Below are 21,539 nucleotides of genomic sequence, written 5' to 3'. Positions count from 1 at the left end.
CCTGTCCCTGACCGTTCTGGTTCCACATCTCGTAGTCGTATCCGCCGATATTACCTCTTGTCTGCTGGTCAGCAGCTGAAGCAACAGCAGGGATAGCAGCTGCGATCATAAGTGTGGACGCACCTGCACCGATGATCTTTTTGATCTTATTAAGCTTCAACTAAATCACTCCTTTTAAGTTAAAGAATCGGATTTTTGTAATACCCTCTGTATATTTTGCTGTTTTTATTTCTAACTTAATTATAATTAAATTACTATAACAGTCACAAGTCATTTATTGCGCTCAAAACTTAAATCGGTCAGATATTGCGGTCAAAATAGCAATAAAAATAAAAGAGTACAAATTTTTCGACCCTATTTTTAAAAGCAGAAAAAGAGCTGTTTTTAGCTTTATTTGGTCGTTATGGGCATTTAGTGTCAATTGTGCTCATCATTTAACTATACCATTTTTTGTCATAAGCCACTTTTAGTGGGATTTTTTAAATATGGTATTGAGATTACTATTTTTTGTAAAATACTGATATTTCGTAAAGACTGTTTTTAAATTCAAAATCTATTTATCGATATCTTTAAACCAAATACAGCACCTCACCTGCTCCTTTTCATTTAAACAATGCTTTTATTACATTATAAATATAAATTTAAAGGCGCAAATTCCAATAATTTTAAAACTATATGTTATACAAGTCTTGCTATGTTATACTAAAAACATTGATTTTTTTCAAATAATATGCTACAATCAACTTATTATATCTTATGATCGTTGTTAGGAGTTTCTGCTATGAATAAAATAAAAAAGGCATTATCGGTATGCCTGTCAGCCGCATTGCTTTTCGGCTGTTCCATGAAAAAAAATGCCGAAGAAAAGATCCCCGAATTTACTGAAAGTACCATATCAGAGGACTTAACTCTCCCTCTGTTATCAATACAGACCACCAGTCAGGACGAAAACGTCATGGACTTCATAAAAAAACCCATCGCCAAGCACGTTACGCAAAGTATGGTCCAATGGGATCCCAGCTACGCAAATATTCCCGAGCCCTACTATGAAAGCTGCTACGTTAAGCTGTCCACAAAAGACGAAAGCTTCTATCTTAAACCTCACGCAGCTCAAGTTAAGGTAAGAGGCAACTGGACTACAAACTATCCCAAAAAGCCGCTGAGGATAAAATTCGACCAGAAGATCAATCTTCTCGGTCTAAACGACGGGGCTGAGTTCAAAAACTGGGTGCTCCTCGCCGAATACAAGGACGGCTCTATGCTGAGAAACAAGGCTACTCTCTTTGCTGCCCGTCAGATTTTGAAAGAAGACGGACTCTACGCCGCCGACTCACAGCTTGTGAACGTTGAAGTTAACGGCGAATACATGGGAGTTTACCTGCTTACCGAACAGCAGCAGGCAAGCAAAAACAGAGTAAATATCAAGCCGCCAAAAAAAGACTATAAAGGCACGGATACAGGCTATTTCCTTGAATTTGACGGCTATTTCGAGAACGAAGAGGAGCTTCAGAAGTTCCCTCTTGATCTTAACAATAACGCCGCGCTCAAGCCTTATGACGGCAATGACGGCAGCGGCAGGACTATAAAGTGTCTCAGTGCAGGCGGAACGATCAAAAAACCTCTCGGCGTAACCATAAAAAGCGATATCTATTCTCAGGAGCAGCACGATTTTATCGAGAATTTCGTAAACAACACATATAAAATAATGTACGAAGCCGCCTATAACGACAAGGCTTTCGTATTCGACAAGGATTACAAAAACATCTCCGAGACCACTTCTGTCACACCGCAGCAAGCTGTAGAAAAAGTTGCCGATGTACAGTCTCTTGTGGATATGTATATTGTAAGCGAACTCGCTTGTGATGCCGATGTAGCGTGGTCCAGCTTCTATATGGACGCTGATTTCAGTCAGAAAGGCAGCAAGAAGCTAAGATTTGAAGCTCCGTGGGACTTCGACTCCGCTATGGGCAACAGACCTCGCTGCACTGACGGTTACGGATATTATGCATCGAATATCGTCCCCGACCCCGATAAGGAAAAAGACTCCATAAATCCGTGGTTGGCAGTCCTCGCCTATGAGGACTGGTACCGCGATATGATCAAAGATACATGGACAAAGGCTTACGACAGCGGAATATTCGAGCAGACCTGCAAGATGATACAGGACGACAGCGCGAACTATCAGGCAGACTTCAAGGAAAACTATAAAAAATGGAACAATATAATTATGAATCAGCAGTTTGCATTCGAGCTTTCAGAAGATGCTCTGAAATGCCTTAACGAAAAAGATGCAGCAGATTATCTTTTGAAATGGCTGCAAAGCCGAATAGATTTCCTCAACTCCGAGTGGCATAAATAAAAAAAGACCGGTGAACCAAATTCACCGGTCTACTTTTTAATCTTTTCTGAAAAGCTCTCTGAGGACCATGCCGCCGCCTGCTGCCACAAGTCCGAACATGACTATAAAGACATATGCATTAGTGCTGCGCCATCTCAGGTGAGTTGTAAGCATTACGCTGAGAAGTACGATAACTATTCCGATAGAAAGAACTACCCAGCCGAATATCTTCCTGTCCATAAGGAAGAGCATTGCGATACCTGCAACTATCGGAAGCATTATCAGTCCGTTGGGAAGTCCGAAACCGCCTATTCTGAAGAAATAGCCGCCATATCCCCAAGTGCTCTCTACGACTATATTCTGGAAAATCATGAACAAGCCGCCGCCCAGCATAAGCAGTCCCACAAAGAATTTCAGCAGTCGGTTGCCCTCATCTTTTCTTGCATGGATACTGTCACGGCTCTCAAGGAGATCCTTGTACATTTTATCCAGCTCTTTGTCTTTTGTTGTTTTCGGCATAATACCGCACCCCCTATATCAAATTTACGTGTATATTATACACGAAAACTCATATATTGTCAAGTATACCGCTGTAAAATCATGCGGCATAATATGAAAGTTATGTGAAATTAACAATGTGCTCTTGACAGGTGCAATTAAATAAAGTATAATATGATTTGAAAATGATTATCATATTCATAAGTGATATACTGATAAAGAATGATATCCCCGCCTACGGTGGGGATAAAATACGCTTAAAGGAGAATTGAATGACATATAAAGTGAAAAATGCTGCGGCGTTATTAGTCCCCGTATTACTTTCAGCCATGCTTATAGGCTGCGCAGCTAAAAAGCCCTCTGACAAGGACGCAAAGCTGAGCATAGTCTGCACAAATTTTTCGGAATATGACTGGACACGGGAGATAATAGGCGAAACAGACAGCGCAAATGTCACCTATCTCCTTGAAAGCGGCATGGATATACATAATTATCAGCCCAGTGCGCAGGATATAATGACGATCTCAGACTGCGATATGTTCATATATGTAGGCGGCGAGTCTGAGAGCTGGGTAGATGACGCACTCAGCACAAAGACCAACAAGAACATGAAGGTAGTAAAGCTTTTTGAAGCTGTAAATGACAATATCATGCTCGAAGAGCACAAGGAAGGCATGGAAGAAGAGGAAGAACACTACCATGACGATGATGAGCCCGAATACGACGAACACGTATGGCTCTCAGTAAGAAATGCCGAGCTGATATGCAATGATATCTGCAATAAACTCTGCGAGCTCGACTCCGCAAACTCAGATACATACAAGGCTAACCTTGCAGCCTACACGGACAAGCTCAGGGAACTTGATGGCGAATACAAGGAAATGGCTGAAAATGCAAAGATAAAGACTCTGCTTTTCGGTGACCGCTTCCCTTTCCGCTATCTTGTTGAGGATTACGGACTTGATTACTATGCAGCATTTAAAGGCTGCTCAGCCGAGACCGAAGCAAGCTTCGAGACTATCGCAAAGCTTGCGGAAAAGCTTGACGAGCTGCAACTCGACAACGTATTTATTATCGAAAATTCCAGTGATGCCATCGCTAAGTCCATAATAAGCAGCTCAGACAATAAAAAAGCAAAGATAGAAAAGCTCAATTCGCTCCAGTCCGTAACTTCGGACGATATCAAAAAGGGAGCTACATATATATCATTAATGAAGAATGACCTTGAAACTTTAAAGAAGGTGCTTGATTAAAATGGGAGCATTGTTAAAATGCGAAAACGTCTCTCTCGGCTATGAGGGAGACGTTGTTACGAAAAACCTTAATTTTACCGTAAACAGCGGCGATTACCTCTGTATCGTCGGTGAAAACGGCTCGGGAAAGAGTACGCTCATAAAGGCTCTTCTCGGACTCAGACCGCAGCTCAGCGGAAATATCACCCTATGCGGCGAAGTCGGCAAGAACGAGATCGGATATCTGCCTCAGCAGACTATGGTACAGCGTGACTTTCCTGCATCTGTACGCGAGATAGTGCAGTCAGGTTGCATGAGCAGATGCGGCTTCCGCCCTTTCTATAATAAGGAAGAAAAGAAGCTCGCCCACGATATGATGCACAGACTTGAGATAGAGCCCCTTGCAAAACGCTGCTACAGGGAGCTTTCAGGAGGACAGCAGCAGAGAGTCCTCCTTGCAAGAGCACTCTGCGCCGCAAGAAAAATGATACTACTTGACGAGCCTGTAACAGGTCTCGATCCAAAAGCCACCAATGAGATGTATGAGCTTATCGACAGTCTCAACAAAAAGGACGGCATAACAGTAATAATGGTATCACACGATATGAACGCCGCTGTAAAATATGCTTCCCATATCCTTCATGTAGGCAGAAAGCAGTTGTTTTTCGGCACTAAAGAGGATTACCTCACCAGCAAGACAGGACAGGCTTTCCTCGCTGTAATGGGAGGTGATGACGATGAGTGAGATGATCGACAAACTCCAGCTTTACTTCCAGTACCCCTACGTAAGATATGCCATGATAGTAGGACTTCTCATAGCCCTCTGTTCGTCGCTCCTCGGCGTTACCCTTGTAATGAAGCGTTTTTCATTCATCGGTGACGGACTTTCCCACGTTGCATTCGGTGCAATGGCTGTAGCTACAGTAACTGGCATAACCAACAATATGCTCATCATCATGCCTGTGACCATAATCTCCGCGGTACTGCTCCTGCGAACAGGCAGCAATACCAAGATAAAGGGCGATGCGGCAGTAGCCATGATATCTGTAGGCGCACTTGCTCTCGGCTATATGATGATGAATATAGCTGCTCAGAGCGGCAATAAGCGAATGACCAGCAATGTTTCCGCAGACGTATGCAGCACCCTTTTCGGTTCGACCTCGATACTGACTCTTTCGCTGACAGATGTTTGGATATGCGTTGCAATGTCCATAGTTGTCGTAACGGTTTTCCTTGTATTCTACAACAAGATATTCGCAGTAACATTCGATGAAAACTTCGCAAAGGCTACGGGAGTTCGTTCGGATATGTACAATCTCCTCATTGCAGTAGTTATCGCAGTCATCATCGTTATCGCAATGAATTTCGTAGGCTCCCTGCTTATCTCAGCACTTATAATCTTCCCTGCACTTTCGGCAATGCGAGTTTTCAAGAGCTTCCGAAGCGTAATAATCTGCTCCGTGATAATCTCGCTCATATGCGCAGCAACGGGAATAATCGTATCCATACTTGTGGGAACTCCCGTAGGCTCTACCATAGTTTCGGCAGATATCTGCGTATTCTTCATTTTCAGTCTCATATCTATGGCACTGAAAAGAGGAAAATGATAAACTACAGGTCATATATACCAAAAATACTTCCGCAGAAACGGAAGTATTTTTTTGCAGTATCGTCTGATTACTAAGTGCAAAACCTTGACAAGCCTTTACAAAAAATGGTATAATAAAAGTTACATACACAGAATAAAAAAACTGATTGTCTGAATTGAACAGAAATATGCATGAAAAGCATAAATCTTCTTCTATGAGGCAGGATGATCAGCTTCTGCTGTTTAAATACTATTATCCAAAAGGAGGTCACGCTATGGAAACTATCAATGAGATCACCGCACGTATCCGCGAGCTTCGTGAGATATGTGACTATACACAGGAAAAGCTTGCAAAGGAGCTGGGACTTACTACAGAGCAGTATGCAGGCTATGAAGAGAATGGTGATTTTCCCATAAGCGTCATCTATGAGATTGCAAACAAGTTCGGAGTGGACTTCAATGAACTGGTCACAGGCGAACCAAGCCGTATTGACACATTCCACGTCGTCCGCCGCGGCAAGGGCAGAAGTATAAGCCGTTACGAGGGATACCGTTTCAAGGATCTTGCCTTCCGCTATGCAGATAAGGTAATGCAGCCTCTTCTCGTAACTCTTGAGCCTTCCGATGAACCTGCAAAGCTCGTTACTCATGCAGGTCAGGAATTCAACCTCGTGCTAAAGGGCACTATAGCCGTCACATTTGAAGATCAGGAGATAATCCTGAACGAGGGCGACTCTATATACTTCAACCCCACATACCCACACGGACAACGTTGCGTTGGAGACAGCAAAGCAAGATTTCTTACCGTTATTGCCGAATAATCGGCTGTATCACGCTTACATAAAAAGGAGTATTTATTATCATGCTTTTAGACCGCTACCTTCCCCGTATAGAATTTGATTCTTACGAGGATTTCAAGGAAAATTACCGCGTTAATGTTCCCGAAGATTTTAATTTCGGCTGGGATATCGTTGACGAATGGGCTAAGCAGGAGCCTGAAAAGAAGGCTCTCATCTGGCTCAGCCACGATAAGCAGGAACGTACCTTCACATTTACAGATATATCCAAGCTGTCAAATCAGACTTGTCACTATTTTAAAAGTCTCGGACTCAAAAAAGGCGATGTAGTTCTTCTTATACTACGCCGCCGCTGGGAATACTGGGTAATTGCGACAGCACTTCACAAGCTTGGCGTTATCCTTATCCCCGGAAATCTTCTCTTCACCACACATGATATCGCATACCGCGGAAATATGGCAGAGATATCTGCTATTATCGCCTGTGATGACGAGTATATCCGCGGACAGATAGATGCAGCTGCTCCCGAGATAAAGACTCTCCGCAAGAAGATCGCAGTTGCAGAGCCGCGTGAGGGCTGGGACTACTTCGAGGACGAGATCGCAAAGTATCCCGATACATTCGAGCGTCCCACAGGCGAAGAAGCTACAAAGGTAAACGATACCATGCTGATATACTTCACATCTGGCTCAACAGGTATGCCAAAAATGGTATGTCACAACTTCGCACATCCCCTCGGTCACATCGTTACCGCTAAATACTGGCATCAGGTACAGGAGAACAAGCTCCATATGTCTATTTCCGACTCAGGCTGGGCAAAATTCGGCTGGGGCAAGATATACGGACAGTGGATATGCGGTGCTATCCAGTTCGCATATGACTTCACAGGCAGATTCAACGCAAAGGATATCCTTGAAGTTATCAGCCACTACAAGCTGACTACTTTCTGCGCACCTCCTACAATGTACAGATTTATGCTTCAGGAGGATATGACAAAGTACGACCTTTCATCTATCCAGAACTTCTGCAACGCAGGCGAGCCCCTCAATCCTGAGGTATTCAACCGTATCTACGAGCTCACAGGCAAGAAGATGCGCGAGGGCTTCGGACAGACAGAGGGTACTGTACTTATCGCAAACTTCCCGTGGATAGATCCTAAGCCGGGCTCAACAGGAAAGCCTTCACCGCTTTACAATATCCACCTTCTCCGCGCTGACGGAACAGAGGCTGAGGACGGTGAAGAGGGCAGCATCATGGTATGTGACATCGACAAGGAGCGTCCTACAGGACTCTTCTGCGGCTACTACAAGAACCCCGAGCTCACAGAAGCTGTTCTCGGCGGCAAGAACTACGATACAGGCGACGTAGCATGGCGCGACTCAAAGGGCTATTACTGGTTCGTAGGCAGAAATGACGACGTTATCAAGTGCTCAGGCTACCGTATCGGACCATTCGAGGTAGAGAGCGCACTTCTTACCCACCCTGCTGTAGTTGAATCAGCTATCACAGGCGCTCCTGATCCTATCAGAGGACAGGTAGTAAAGGCAACTGTCGTACTTGCTGAGGGATACACTCCTTCACCCGAGCTCACAAAGGAGCTTCAGGATCACGTTAAGCGCGAGACTGCACCATACAAGTATCCTCGTGTTATCGAGTACGTTAAGGAGCTTCCAAAGACTCTCGGCGGCAAGATAAAGCGTGCCCAGATACGTCATCAGGACGAAGAAAACACTCAGAAATAACCATAACATTCCGTTCAGCCATAAAGAAGCATCCGCATCTTTATGGCTGTTTCTGAATACCAAAAGTGATTGGTTGTTAGTGCTTAGTGGTTAGTAATACTCTGCACTAATCATTATACACAAACAACTAAAAACTTTTTTCGCAAATACCCCGTTTTTCAATTCATCACTGCGTAAACTATAAGTAATATTGGGGGTGGCAAATATGAATTTTGATGCGCATCAAATCATATCCCGGGTCTACAAGGCAAAAGAAGACAGCCACGCGGCAGACGAACTTATCTCAGATTATATGCCGTTTATAAAATCAGAAACCGCAAAATTCCTCAATCGTCCGCCCGAACAGAGCGATGACGAGTTAAGTATAGCTATGTTCGCATTCTATGAAGCTATCAAGAATTATTCAAAGCTTCGCGGCTCTTTCCTTAAATTTGCAGCATTGCAGATAAAGAACCGCCTGATCGACAACTACCGAAAAGAAAAACGAAATAAAGGACAGATCTCGCTTGACGTTTCTGATGACGAAAAAACAGACCTGAAGGATACAATTCGCGATGAGCACGACGACTATGAAGAAAATGAAATTCGCGAGGCGACCAAACAAGAAATAGAAGAGCTTTCTGCACAGATGAACGACTTCGGTGTATCCATGACCGATGTTGCGGAAAACTCGCCCCGTCAGCGGCGTACTCTTGAAATATGCAAGAAAGCCGTTGCATACGCCAGAAATAACCCCGATATTCTCGAGGATTTCCTGAGAACAAAACGCGTTCCCCTTGCCAAGATCGCAGAGGGAGCAGATGTGGAAAGGAAATCTCTCGAAAGGCACAGAAGATATCTTGTAGCTGTACTGCTCATATGTACAAACGGCTATGAGATAATGCGCGGACACATCATGCAGGTACTCAAAGGTGGTGAAAAAGTATGAAATATATAGTTATGGAATGTCATGAAGGTTACGCAGTTCTTATGGACGAAGAATCACGTTTTGTAAATGCTGCCAATATGCACTATGAGGTCGGACAGTCCGTCACAGATCCGATCATTATGAATGAAGAACATACTGCAAGAAGAATAACATTCACCGCAGGAAAGCTTATTGCTGCCGCAGCCTGTCTGGTCATCTTCGCTTCCGCAGGCTCGATATACTATTCACGCAACCTGAAGCCTCATTCAACTGTACTTATCTCATCTGATGCAAATATCAGAATGGAGGTAAACAAGAAGGGCAAGGTATTACATATCGTCAGCGACAGCGAGATAGGAAAGGATATACTTAAAGACTACAACGGCAAAGGCAAGGATAAACTTACAGTAGCAAACGAGATAATAGAGCTTGAGAAAGAGAAAGGCTATATCTCAGACGGAGATACCATAGATGTATATATTTCGTCTGATAATTCCGACGATTACCGAAGCATAAAATCTGATCTTGAAAACGGCATCACAGATATAAAGGTAGAGGTACACGGCATAGACAGCCTGAAAAAGAACACAAAGCCAACAGAAGCTGTCAAGAAGCCTGATCCGCCAAAGCCTGATGCTGAAAAGAAACCGGATGCAGGCAAGGCTGACACACCAAAGCAGCCTGCTCAGTCAGCAGTTGCACCTCCTGCTCCCGCAGAACCTCCTGCACCTGCTGTACAGCCGCCTAACGCTAATAATAATAACAAGGTAGAGCCTCCTGCTCCACCTGCACCTCCGGCTAATGCAGCTGAACCCGAGCCGCCAAAGGCTCCCGAAAAGCAAGCAGAAGCAGGCAAAAACGAAGCTCCAAAGCCAGATACTCCTGCTGAGCCTGCAAAACCAGCTGTCCCCAATGAGGGCGAGCTGCCACACCTTGAACATGAGAAGCTTTCCTCTGATATAAATATAGAACAACGAATAAGCTTCAGTGATATGAATCCTGTTATGCTCCTGCCCGAGCCAATACAGGAAGAAGAACCTATAGCTGCGGCTGAACCGCCAATGGCAGAGCCTCCTGCTCCCGAACCACCCTCTCCGGAAGCAGAGCTCCCACCTCAGCCGCCAATAGTTCCGTAAGAAAACATGAATATATATAAATGAACGTCCCCGAATTGATCCACCGATCATTTCGGGGGCTTTCTTATACTTTATAACATTCAAAAAAAAATTTCATGCATCACTGATCACTTATAACTAAAAAACAAACAATGATAACTACCAACTAAGCACTAAATGCTAAAAACTAACCACTGTTTTAAGGCTATATACCGAGATATTACAAAACTTTGAAATTTTTTTGAAAAAAATTTCCGTAATACCCCTTTTTTTTATATCCCACTTCGTAAACTGTTTATGTAAAGCAAAACAAAGCTTTTAAACTCCCGGCACGGAGTTAAAAATAATTAAATTGTAAAGGAGTAACCCACAATGAGAAACAAGAAAGTTCTTTCCGCAATCGCAGCTGTTTCTGTTCTTTCATTAGCAACAGGCGTAACTGTATTTGCAGCAACAGCTTCACCGGAAGCAAAGACAACTGAAGAGGCAGTAGTAGTAGAAGAGACAACAGCAGCTGCTGTTGAAGAGACTACAGCTGCAGCTGAAGAAGTTAATGAAGAGACAGAGGCAACTGAAGTAGTTGCTGAAGAAGTAGTACTCGCACCTGTAGAGGCTGAAAAGCCACTCGGTCCTGTAGACCTCGACGTTACAGAGTTCTTCAACAACATCAAGGATCTCATCGACGTTGAAAAGTATGACGTTATCACAGATACTATCAAGGAGAACTGGGATAAGATCGAAAAGGTAAAGGTTCACGTTGACTTCAACAAGCCTGTTAAGGATGACGCTGAGAAGCCAGAGCCTCCTGTACCGCCTGTAGCTCCTGCTGAGCTCGAGGACGGCGAGAAGCCAGAGCCACCGGCACCTCCTGTAGCTCCTGCTGAGCTCGAAGATGGCGAGAAGCCAGAGCCACCGGCACCTCCTGTAGCTCCTGAGGATGGCGAGAAGCCAGAGCCACCAGCTCCTCCTGTAGGACCTAAGGATGGCGAGAAGCCAGAGCCTCCAATGCCTCCACACCTCCGCGAAGCTGCTGAAAAGGCTGCTGCAGAGGTTGCTGAGACAACAACTGAGGTTGTAACTGAAGCTGAGATCAGCGAATAATTGCTGATTAAATAAAACTGTCCTCTCTATCATATAGATTCCCCATAGGACAGATGGTTTTCTATCCAATCCCCTATCCCCATTTACTCTTGGATGCTGTATTTACGGTAAGGTACAGCAAACGGAATAATTTAAAGAACACCTCAGGATCAATTTCCTGAGGTGTTTTTTCGAGCTGAGCCAGCTCGACCGCAGCCACGTTGTCGCTCGCAAGCTCGCTCACTTTTATCAGAACTGATATTTATACATCGCTTACAGCACTTTAATTCTCAAGTCTCCTCGTCTGTTGCTTTTTCAGTAAAATTATGTTATAATGTATTTACTTGATAGATACAGACAGCCGAAAGGCTGACCTAAGGAGGTAATACAGTGAAAGTAAGATTTCATCTGCCTGATTTTGCACGTCTTTTTAAATTCAATTCAGTTTTTCTGACAATGATGGAGAACAGTCCCGAGTTTTTCCGTGATGGAGTCGAGATAGCTTCCATATACGGTGTATTTCCACCGTCAATGTGGAACGGCGGACGAGTTATGCACGGTATGTGCCATAAAGACTTCGTAAAGGGCGTAACAAATTATTTAAACAAAAAGGGTATACCGCTGCGCTTTACATTTACAAATCCGATGCTTGAAAAGAAGCATCTCAGTGATGAATTCTGCAACATGGTAATGCATATCGCCGACAACGGACTAAATGAATGTATCGTTATGTCCCCCATACTTGAGGACTACATAAGAAAGAACTACCCTAATTTCAAGCTCACAAGCTCCACCTGCAAACGTATAACTGATCCCGACACATTATATGCCGAGGTTGAAAAGGATTATCACATAGTCGTTATCGACTACGACCTCAACAACAAGTTCGATATACTTGAAAAGATACCGAACAAGGAAAAGTGTGAGATACTTGTAAATGCCTGTTGTAATCCTGGCTGTGCAAATCGTTCCCTCCACTATCAGACCATAGGAATAGAACAGATAGCATATGCAAATCACATAAGAAAGTATCCAAACGTTCCGTTTGACTCAAATAAATTTGCAGCAGAGCATCCTGAAGCAAAGGCTATATTTGAATGTAAATGTGAGCACAGAAGTCTTTTTGATATCAAAGACCTCAGTACGCATATCACTCCCGATGATATATGGAACAAATACGTTCCTATGGGCTTCAACCAGTTCAAGATCGAGGGACGCACATTTGATATGTTCAACCTTATGGAGCACTACCTCTACTACATGGTAAAGCCCGAATGTATCGAAAAGGCAAGACTTACATTCCTGCGCAATCTCAGTCTCAACGGAGCAATAATCATACCCGATCACAGCTGAAATAAGTAATATGATACAGTTTTACGCCTCTCATTTGAGAGGCGTTTGTATTTATCAATGATTTTTTCTCGGAATACCGTGTATTCACACGTTTTTCACATTGTCTTGCTATAATATGCTTGTATCTTATCCGAGAACTCGGAAAGGTAACATCTTTTAAGGAGAAAATTGAATATGAAGAACACTGTTTCGACCCTTCTGAAGCAGAAGCAATCAGGTGACAAGATCACGATGCTTACTGCTTACGACTACACAACAGCGAAGATAATCGACGAGTGCGGCGTAAACGCAATACTTATCGGCGACTCTCTCGGCATGGTGATGCTTGGCTATGAGAACACCCTGCCTGTAACTATGGAGGATATGATACATCATACCGCCGCAGTTTCAAGAGGAGCAGAAAACGCATTCATCGTAGCTGATATGCCGTTCATGTCCTATCAGGTAAGCGTACAGGAAGCTGTTGTAAATGCAGGACGGCTCATCAAAGAGGGCGGTGCAAATGCGGTAAAGCTTGAAGGCGGCGCAGAAGTCTGCGACCAGATAAGAGCTATCGTAAATGCGTCTATCCCTGTTGTAGCTCATCTCGGACTCACTCCCCAGTCAGTAAACGCGTTCGGCGGCTTCAAGGTACAGGGTAAAAGCCTTGACAAAGCCAAGAAGCTCATCGACGATGCACTGATGATACAGGAGGCAGGAGCCTGCGCAGTAGTGCTTGAGGGTATACCTGCAAAGCTTGCAGATATCATCACAAAGAAGCTGTTCATTCCCACTATCGGTATCGGCGCAGGAAATGGCTGTGACGGTCAGGTGCTGGTATATCAGGATATGCTGGGACTCAACACAGGACATACAGCAAAATTCGTGAAGCGTTTCGCAGAAGTCGGCGCACTTATGCGTCAGGGCATCTCGGACTATATAAACGAAACAAGATCAGGTGTATTCCCATCTGAGGAGCATACCTACGCTGTAGATGATGATGTTATCAATGAGCTTATGAAGGAGTGTTAATGATATGAAGATAGTAAAAACTATAGATGAAGTACGCGCACAGGTAAAGGAATGGAGAGCACAGGGACTTACAGTGGGTCTTGTGCCAACTATGGGATATCTCCACGAGGGACACGCAAGCCTTATCGACGCTTCCCACAGAGACAACGACAGGACAGTCGTATCCGATTTCGTAAATCCAATGCAGTTCGGTCCTACTGAGGACCTCGAAAGCTATCCTCGTGATATCGAACACGATGCAAAGCTGGTCGGAGCTCACGGCGGCGACCTTATCTTCAATCCTGACCCGTCAGAGATGTACCACGAAGGCTTTTCCTCATTCGTAGATATGACAGTTCTCACACAGGAGCTCTGCGGACTCAGCCGCCCTGTACATTTCAGAGGCGTATGCACAGTCGTATCAAAGCTCTTCAATATAGTAAAGCCTGACCGTGCTTATTTCGGCAAAAAGGACGCTCAGCAGCTTGCAGTTATCCGCCACATGGTCGACGACCTTAATATGGACATCGAGATAATCGGCTGTCCTATCGTCCGCGAATCTGACGGACTTGCAAAGAGTTCACGCAATACATATCTTAATGAAGCTGAAAGAAAGGCAGCCCTTGTACTTTCACAGTCAATATTTCTCGGCATGGATATGGTAAACAGCGGCGAAAAAGACTGCTCTGCGATCATAGCTGCTATGAAAAAGCACATCGAAGCTGAACCTCTTTCACGCATCGATTACGTAAAGATAGTTGACTGCGCAACAATGCAGCAGATAAAGACTCTCGACCGTCCCGCACTCTGCGCAATTGCTGTATATATCGGCAAAACTCGCCTTATCGACAACTTCTTCACCGAAGACGTATAAGGAGGCAGCAATGGAAATATCAATGCTCAAAAGCAAGATACACCGCGCTGTCATAACTCAGGCTGAACTCAACTACGTCGGCAGCATAACTATTGACGAGGAGCTTATGGAAGCTTCGGGACTTTACGAATACGAGCACGTTCACGTAGTTAATGTCAACAGCGGCAGCCGTATCGAGACTTATGTCATCGCAGGTGAACGCGGAAGCGGAGTTATCTGTCTCAACGGAGCAGCAGCCCGTGCAGGACAGAAAGGCGACCATGTTATCATCATGGCATACGCAGCAATGACTCCCGAAGAAATAAAGGCTCATCGTCCGAAGGTAGTTTTTGTAGGCGACAATAATGAGATAATCAAGGTTGCAGACTACGAAAAGCACGGCGTTTTAATGTAATATACAAATTCAGCCCCGAACAATGTTCGGGGCTTTTTCATTATATTTTAGTGATTAGTGCTTAGTTTTCAGGACGCACTGTAGGGGCGAGTTCCGCTCGCCCGAAAAGAGCAGCAAGTAACATTAACGCACTTACAATTAGTTAAAGGCTTCTTTCAGCCATTTTACAAGACGTTCCATTGAATACGGGATATCATCGCAGTAAATGCTCATGACCTCTTCAACATCCGCGCCTTTAGCCATTTTACGTATATCCCTGGTACTGCTTCCGAAGCCGCTGCTGCCCTGAGTTGCAACAAGATAAAGCCTCTTGCCGCTGAGATCACAGCTTTCAAGGAATGTTGCCACAGGCATGGGAACAGTGCCGCACCAAAGCGGATAAACCAGTATCACCGAATTATAGCCGCTTATGTCGATAGGCTCTATTTCGGGACGGGCGTCTTTGCGAAGCTCCTTCAGCGATACGGAAACCGTACTTCCATAGCTTGACGGATACTTCTTTCCTGTCACTGTTATTGCCTTAGTTTCGCAGCCTGCCGCATTTTTTATCATCTCAGCAAGCAGCTGATTACTGCCCATAAGTTCACCGTCTGCAAGCAGCAGAGAAGCTCCCGAAACTGCGTCCACATCTTCATCGAAATCCGTATTGCCAACTCTTGTGAAGTACACAACGAGTGGCTTTTCGCTGAGCTGTACTTTTTCGCCGTCTACAGTCTCATTCAGACTTATGTCCACTAATTTGAAATGGCGGTTGAGATAAGGCACAAGGGCAAGTCCCACAGAAGCCGCAGCTATAGTTCCCAAAGCGATAAAAATACCTGCTTTTTTCTTTTTCTTCGCCCTGATATAGCCGCGCATACCGCCGTGAAATACAGACAGTGCAAGTACAGCTGTGGCAAGATATTTGTGAAGGTCACTGCTTCCCAAAGCTCTGAACCACGGAAAAATAAGCCTTGAAACGCCCATACTGCTTATCATGAGAGTAATGCAGCAAAGCATGAGCAATACCGTTGAGATATTGAATATTCTGCGAGGTACAGGCTTTTTTGTGCCGTTGAACAAAGTTGCATACCATTTTCGCTTGAAAAATATATGCACTACAAGACACACAAAAAAGGCTATTCCAAGGACTTCATGGACTGTATTTCCCGTAAATACGTACAGCATTTGTGCTAAAAGCAGCCCATACATGGCTATATCGACAATTATTCCGACTGTTTTTTTAGTTTTGGCTTTATCCACTTACATCACTCCTATACAACATCGAAGCTGTAATCCCCGTGTATAGGGATATTTTTTTCGTCTATGCTTTCGATACTTCCCCATGAATGATTTTCGAGGGCTTCTATAAGGTCTGCAATGTCCCTTTCCGTACCCTCCGCTTCCATTTCAACAGAGCCGTCAGAGAGATTCCTCACCCAGCCGGAAATGCCTAATCTGCGAGCTGTGTGGCTTGCCTTCCAGCGAAATCCAACTCCCTGTACATATCCGTAGAAAATAAGATGTTTTCTTACCTTTTCCACATTATCCACTCCTGCTAAACTTATTTTATACTATTATACAGCATAGCCTCAATGCAGTCAAGCAGATAAAATTAACAGCAGTGCGGTTCTTTACTTTTCCGTTTTATCGTGGTATAATTTTCTATATTAATATAGGAGAGTGGATCATGAAGTATTTCAGGCTCGAAGATGAAGTCATTAAACTTACAGATGATAATGAAACATTAAGATACAGTTTTGGCGAAGAAAAATGGATTCTTTCTGTTATTACTGACAGCTGCACTGAAATTACAGTGCAGGAAGCACTCGATCTTCTTGATAAACAGCGCACAAAGCTCGACTCACTTTTAGTGCTTGCAGAAAAAACTGCTGCCGTGAAACACGAAGGGCAGTTCGATAAAGGCGGAAATCCCTATTTTACTCACCCTCAGGCAGTTGCCGCTCAGCTTGAAAACACCGAGTACAAAATAGCTGCATATCTTCACGATGTATGCGAGGATACTCCCACTACATTTGATGACCTGCTTGAAATGGGATTTACTCCGAAAATAGTAAATTCCATAAAACTGCTTACAAAATCCGATGATATCTCATATGAGGAATATCTTGAAAAAATAAAGCTCGATGAATGTGCAAGAAATGTAAAAATGGCTGATATAAGGCATAATATGGACATTTCACGTATTCCCTGCCCTACTGAAAAGGACTTCGCAAGACTTGAAAAATATAAAAAAGCTCTGAAATTCCTTGAAGAATAACTACATCTAAAGTCTGCATTTTGCGGACTTTTTTGATATAAAAAATTTTTTTTGATTTTTTGTTACACTTGCGAAAGCTTTTGCAAGTAAGGTTTATGAAAGCACACATAACCTGACAAACAGGTTTCCCCGATCGGACGCTTTATATAAACAAAAATCAACCCAAAGAGGTGATAAGCGAACTTTTTTTGATACAAAAAAATTTTTTTCGATTTTTTGTTACACTTAAAAAGCTTTTTGCAAGTAAGGTTTATGAAAGCACTTAACAAACCAATCGGAAGCTTTATAATAAACCTAATAACTCAGAAGAGGTGGTAATATGACAGATAATGAATACCGTACTATGTACGAAAGGTCGCCGCAGGAAGCTCAGACTGCTCTGTTCGACGAGTATCTCAAATATGTATATGCTATAGTTTACAATAAACTCAGAAGCTGCGGAACCCGCGAGGATATAGAGGAATGTGTTGGAGATACTTTCTCCGCAGTATTTATAAGCTATGACAGAGAAGGAAAATTCAACGGAGACCTTAAAGGCTTTATCGGAACTGTTGCAAGCAGAAAGGCTATACAGATGTTCCGAAAGCTTTCTTCCAAAAGCAATTCCACTGTTTATATCGAGGACGAAACTACAGAATTTGCAGACAGTGAACGCATGGAAGAAAATGCGGAACGCTCCGAAACACGCAGTCTCCTGCTGAGGCTCATAAAAAGTCTCGGTGAGCCTGAGTCCACAATGGTGATACAGAAATACTATTACAATATGAATTCTACCGAAATAGCACAAAAACACAGTATGTCCCCTTCCGTTGTAAGAGTAAAATGCAGCAGGGCTTTGAAAAAACTTAAAGAACTGCTTTCTGCGGAAGGATATGACCTGAAGGAGGGAAATATATGAAGGATAACAGAGAAATAGGATTTGATATCCTTGAAAACTCCGATATCAATGACCTTGAAAAGATAGGTGCGGATAATATGATGATAGACAAATCTGCAAGAGATCGTATGCTGAAGATCACAAATAAAAAATACAAAGAGGAAAAAGAAATGCTTTACAAAGAACAAATAATTGGAAATATATCAGAAAATGAGGACGCTGTTACAGGCGTTGAAAACTACAACCGCAAGGGCATCTCAAGAATAATCTATACTGCTCTCAGCTCTGCCGCTGTACTGGCAATCGTCTGCGGAAGCATTTATATGCTGGGCAGAAACAAGGGTGTCTCACCTTATACTCCCGAGCCCCTTGAAAAGGCGACTACAACCATAGTTTCAGAAACTACTGTAAATACAACTGCGACCGCAACAGGTACAGCTACTGCAACTAAAAACACAGCAACTACAAAGACTTCTGTTACAGATACAACAACTGCCAATGCTACTTCTGCCGAAAATACTACAGCCGCAATTAATAACGAAACTCCTGCAAATAATACAGCTGTATCTGCAACTGATATTGACCCGAAATGGATATCAAAATACGACTCCATAGACCCTACCGAGATCACTCAGGAAAAGCTCAATGCCGCTTTTGAAAGAGCTATGGATAGGTTTATGAATGAGAAGAACTTCTACGGTTATGGTACTAAATACAAGGCAGATGAAATACAGGTAAATTTAGTTCCTATATGGGATATAAAGGCTGATATGCGCGATATCAACGGCGATTCAGTTCCTGAGCTCTTTATCTCATATGATATGAGAGGCGAAAGCTTAGCAAGAACAATAATGTTTATCTATGACGGAAATGATTTCATAGCTCCAACAGTAAAAGGATGCGTCACAGACGCTGAAACTCTTCTTTATATCGACGCTGCATGGATGACTTACAATCAGGAGGATAAATGCCTTTATCTTGAGGACAAATCAGGTTATAACTTTACACGTAAAATAAAATTCGACAGCGATAATTCGTTTACTAATGTTGCACAATTCAATTATCAGGGTTATTATGAATACGGCGAATTTGTAAACACATATGATAAGTATATTGGCAACGGTAATCCTATATACAACAGCGGAAAACTTGGCGATCTTCCCGGAGATCGAATGAACGCTGAAACATTCTATGCTGAAAAAAATCATAATGCGGAAATTGTCGAACAGAATCCTGATGAATACCCATATTATTGATAAATAATTACATTACTAACGGTGCACATTCGTGCGCCGTTATTTTTATGTTTTCATAAGATAAATATGCAGATGACAATTGGTCACCTCTACAGGATTGATTTATTTTTATTTATGTGATAGAATATTTTTTGTTGCACTTTATCTGTTCACTTTGAGTATATATTATGAAAGCGGAAATGCGCATAACTACTTTTCACATAAAGGGGGATCTGCCATGACAGATAAGGATTATCAAAAACTATTCAAAAAATCTCCGCAGGAAGCTCAGAACACGCTGTTCGACGAGTATTTCAACTACGTTTATACTATCGTTTTCAACAAGCTGAGAAGCTGCGCGACAAAGGAAGATATCGAAGAATGTGTCAGCGATGTTTTCGCGGATATATTCACTTACTTCGCTAAAAACTCAGGACAGAACGAAAGTATAAAAGGCTTCATAAGCACAGTTGCAATAAGGAAATCCATAAATATGTTCCACAGCCTTACATCTAAAAGCGGCAGGACTGTCTCGCTGGAAGAGGGTGATGCGGATAATGTCCGCGATGATACCGATATTGCCAATAATGCCGAACGTTCGGAGCTTCGCAGGACTCTCCTGCGGTTGGTGGATGAGCTTGGAGAACCCGATTCAACTATCATTATACAGAAATACTACTACGGCTTGAACTCAAAGGAAATCGCAGAAACTGTTTCCCTTGAACCTGCCGCTGTCAGGGTAAGATGCTCAAGAGCCATAAGACGGCTTAAAGATAAGCTGACTGAACTCGATATATCTTTGAAGGAGGCAGAATTATGAAAGACAACAACAAAGAAGTGGATTTCGGTATCATCGAAAATGCCGAACTCAGCGAATTAGAGTCTCTTTCCGAAAAAGTCGCTCCTGTAAGCAGCGATGACAAGAAAAAAATACTGGAAATGAGCAAAAGAAAGTTCAATATAAGAAATAATGACATTACTGACCATAACGAGGATACCGTAAGCGGTTCTGAGCCTTATCGTCCGCGTACCATGTGGAAGATATTTGCTTCCGTTGCAGCTTGTGCAGTTATTGTAGGCGGTATCGCAGGCGGTGCAGCTCTTTTGCACAGAAACGGCGGTATCAACGGTTCTGATGTAGAATCAACTACTGTTACCGAAGAACCGACTTCTCTGCCAGGTGATGTCATCGAACAGCATGAAGTTTTCTTCCGCAAGGGTGACAGTCCCGAAAGTCCTGTTGTACTAACGGGAAAGAGTATTAAAAAGGCTTCAATGAGTTATATGCCCGACGCAAACGGTGACGGACAATATGTGATCAACGGTGAGCTTGACCAAGAGGGAGCTGATATATTCTCTCAGGTCACCGCCGAACTTGCAGGCACAGGTACTCCCATATCCATATGGGTAGACGGTGAATGTGTTTCTGCACCTACAGTCAACAGCTCTATACTTAACGGTAGATTCATGATAACAGGCAACTTTGATGCTGAAACTGCCCAGGCTCTTGCTGACAAGCTCTCAAACTGCAATACCGCTTACGGTGAGACTGCTGACGGCTTGAAATACGGCGATGCTCACGCAGATCTTATCGGTCAGTGCATGGACGAATTCATCGACAATGCCGATGACAACATAACTGACGCTTTTTATTGCGAATACGACATCAACGGCGATAATATTCCCGAGCTGTTTATACAGTACCACACAGACGATCCCGAGTCTCCATTTCCAAATGTTTCCGAACTTTATTCATTACAAAACGGAAAATATCAAAAACTGGAAATCAGTTCAAAGCTTATACAGACACACTTCAATAATAAGGACGGTATCATCATATCGCAATGTCTTGAAGATTTTGACAAACATCAGATATACAAGCTGAACGATGACGGCAGTATTACTCTTTTATACGAATTCAAAATGGTTGTCGAAGATCAAAATATCAGCTATTCCATCAACGGTGAAAAATGCTCGGAAGAAGAATGGAACAAAAAGTTCAATGAAATCGTAACTGATGACGTTGAATACCTCGATGAGCTTACAAAGGAATTCTATCAAAAATATTAATAAGTGCGAACTGCCAGTATAACGCAAGGCTCTCAGTTTTTACTGAGAGCCTTTTGCTGTTCGGCTATAGGTATTGCCTATAGAAAACAATAGTCCATTTGTATTGGACAAATTCCTATAGGTATGATATGATTAGTATGCAAACAAAAACAAGGAGTGAAAAGAACATGAAAAATTACAGAACTATCA

21 protein-coding genes are annotated in these 21,539 nt (G+C 43.1%); 18 read left to right on the top strand and 3 right to left on the bottom strand.

Annotated features, from left to right (window positions below; genetic code table 11):
• Positions 1-781 precede the first annotated feature (781 nt).
• A complete protein-coding gene (locus QZZ41_RS04200; RefSeq protein ID WP_295068554.1) occupies positions 782-2,359 on the top strand; it encodes a CotH kinase family protein in 1,578 nt (525 codons plus the stop codon).
• A 36-nt stretch (positions 2,360-2,395) separates the two neighbouring features.
• Here the strand turns inward: QZZ41_RS04200 and QZZ41_RS04195 are convergent, their stop codons facing one another.
• Positions 2,396-2,857: a hypothetical protein gene (locus tag QZZ41_RS04195; RefSeq protein ID WP_295068551.1), complete on the bottom strand. Its 462-nt coding sequence runs from the start codon at positions 2,855-2,857 to the stop codon at positions 2,396-2,398.
• Between the two features lie 251 nt (positions 2,858-3,108).
• Here QZZ41_RS04195 and QZZ41_RS04190 point away from each other — a divergent pair, with 251 nt between their 5' ends.
• The 12 genes from QZZ41_RS04190 (at position 3,109) to panD (ending at position 14,908) form a co-directional block, all read left to right on the top strand.
• A complete protein-coding gene (locus QZZ41_RS04190; RefSeq protein ID WP_295068548.1) occupies positions 3,109-4,089 on the top strand; it encodes a metal ABC transporter substrate-binding protein in 981 nt (326 codons plus the stop codon).
• Position 4,090: 1 nt separating this feature from the next.
• Positions 4,091-4,813 (top strand): metal ABC transporter ATP-binding protein, encoded by a 723-nt coding sequence (locus QZZ41_RS04185; RefSeq protein ID WP_074717659.1) that lies wholly within the window; start codon positions 4,091-4,093, stop codon positions 4,811-4,813.
• A complete protein-coding gene (locus QZZ41_RS04180) occupies positions 4,806-5,675 on the top strand; it encodes a metal ABC transporter permease (protein WP_295068544.1) in 870 nt (289 codons plus the stop codon). The genes QZZ41_RS04185 and QZZ41_RS04180 overlap by 8 nt, the downstream gene beginning before the upstream one ends.
• 256 nt (positions 5,676-5,931) lie before the next feature.
• Complete coding sequence (locus QZZ41_RS04175; protein ID WP_074717656.1) at positions 5,932-6,477, top strand: cupin domain-containing protein; 546 nt, start codon at positions 5,932-5,934, stop codon at positions 6,475-6,477.
• Positions 6,478-6,518: 41 nt separating this feature from the next.
• On the top strand, positions 6,519-8,195 hold the full coding sequence (locus QZZ41_RS04170; RefSeq protein ID WP_295068542.1) for an AMP-binding protein: 1,677 nt from the start codon (positions 6,519-6,521) through the stop codon (positions 8,193-8,195).
• Positions 8,196-8,400: 205 nt separating this feature from the next.
• Complete coding sequence (locus QZZ41_RS04165; RefSeq protein ID WP_028518996.1) at positions 8,401-9,123, top strand: sigma-70 family RNA polymerase sigma factor; 723 nt, start codon at positions 8,401-8,403, stop codon at positions 9,121-9,123.
• Complete coding sequence (locus QZZ41_RS04160; protein WP_295068539.1) at positions 9,120-10,238, top strand: hypothetical protein; 1,119 nt, start codon at positions 9,120-9,122, stop codon at positions 10,236-10,238. The genes QZZ41_RS04165 and QZZ41_RS04160 overlap by 4 nt, the downstream gene beginning before the upstream one ends.
• Before the next feature lie 351 nt (positions 10,239-10,589).
• Positions 10,590-11,318, top strand: coding sequence for a hypothetical protein (locus tag QZZ41_RS04155; protein WP_295068538.1), 729 nt, complete (start codon positions 10,590-10,592; stop codon positions 11,316-11,318).
• 369 nt (positions 11,319-11,687) lie between these two features.
• Positions 11,688-12,650 (top strand): hypothetical protein, encoded by a 963-nt coding sequence (locus tag QZZ41_RS04150; protein ID WP_295068536.1) that lies wholly within the window; start codon positions 11,688-11,690, stop codon positions 12,648-12,650.
• A 174-nt stretch (positions 12,651-12,824) separates the two neighbouring features.
• Positions 12,825-13,661 carry a 3-methyl-2-oxobutanoate hydroxymethyltransferase gene (gene panB, locus QZZ41_RS04145; RefSeq protein WP_295068534.1) on the top strand — a complete coding sequence of 279 codons (837 nt, stop codon included), beginning with the start codon at positions 12,825-12,827 and terminating at the stop codon, positions 13,659-13,661.
• Positions 13,662-13,665: 4 nt separating this feature from the next.
• On the top strand, positions 13,666-14,514 hold the full coding sequence (gene panC, locus QZZ41_RS04140; protein ID WP_295068532.1) for a pantoate--beta-alanine ligase: 849 nt from the start codon (positions 13,666-13,668) through the stop codon (positions 14,512-14,514).
• A 10-nt stretch (positions 14,515-14,524) separates the two neighbouring features.
• The gene (gene panD / locus QZZ41_RS04135; RefSeq protein ID WP_295066632.1) at positions 14,525-14,908 is read left to right on the top strand and encodes an aspartate 1-decarboxylase; all 384 of its coding nucleotides are present in this window, start codon (positions 14,525-14,527) and stop codon (positions 14,906-14,908) included.
• 138 nt (positions 14,909-15,046) lie between these two features.
• Here the strand turns inward: panD and QZZ41_RS04130 are convergent, their stop codons facing one another.
• Both QZZ41_RS04130 and QZZ41_RS04125 read right to left on the bottom strand, forming a co-directional pair.
• On the bottom strand, positions 15,047-16,150 hold the full coding sequence (locus QZZ41_RS04130; RefSeq protein WP_295068530.1) for a flavodoxin: 1,104 nt from the start codon (positions 16,148-16,150) through the stop codon (positions 15,047-15,049).
• An 11-nt stretch (positions 16,151-16,161) separates the two neighbouring features.
• A complete protein-coding gene (locus tag QZZ41_RS04125; protein WP_295068529.1) occupies positions 16,162-16,431 on the bottom strand; it encodes an acylphosphatase in 270 nt (89 codons plus the stop codon).
• A gap of 146 nt (positions 16,432-16,577) precedes the next feature.
• On the opposite strand from QZZ41_RS04125, the gene QZZ41_RS04120 reads away from it, so the two are divergent.
• From QZZ41_RS04120 to QZZ41_RS04100, 5 genes are all read left to right on the top strand, one after another.
• Positions 16,578-17,168 carry an HD domain-containing protein gene (locus QZZ41_RS04120; RefSeq protein WP_295068527.1) on the top strand — a complete coding sequence of 197 codons (591 nt, stop codon included), beginning with the start codon at positions 16,578-16,580 and terminating at the stop codon, positions 17,166-17,168.
• A gap of 319 nt (positions 17,169-17,487) precedes the next feature.
• Positions 17,488-18,066, top strand: a complete 579-nt coding sequence (locus QZZ41_RS04115) for a sigma-70 family RNA polymerase sigma factor (protein WP_295068525.1) — start codon at positions 17,488-17,490, stop codon at positions 18,064-18,066.
• A complete protein-coding gene (locus QZZ41_RS04110) occupies positions 18,063-19,301 on the top strand; it encodes a hypothetical protein (RefSeq protein ID WP_295068524.1) in 1,239 nt (412 codons plus the stop codon). Before QZZ41_RS04115 ends, QZZ41_RS04110 begins: the two co-directional genes overlap by 4 nt.
• A 217-nt stretch (positions 19,302-19,518) precedes the next feature.
• Positions 19,519-20,100 carry a sigma-70 family RNA polymerase sigma factor gene (locus QZZ41_RS04105; protein ID WP_295066607.1) on the top strand — a complete coding sequence of 194 codons (582 nt, stop codon included), beginning with the start codon at positions 19,519-19,521 and terminating at the stop codon, positions 20,098-20,100.
• The gene (locus tag QZZ41_RS04100) at positions 20,097-21,350 is read left to right on the top strand and encodes a hypothetical protein (RefSeq protein WP_295066605.1); all 1,254 of its coding nucleotides are present in this window, start codon (positions 20,097-20,099) and stop codon (positions 21,348-21,350) included. Before QZZ41_RS04105 ends, QZZ41_RS04100 begins: the two co-directional genes overlap by 4 nt.
• Positions 21,351-21,539: the final 189 nt, after the last annotated feature.

Source organism: Ruminococcus sp., assembly GCF_016283395.1.
The sequence above is the reverse complement of the archived record's forward strand: the minus strand, read 5'-3'. Positions and strand labels throughout refer to the sequence as shown.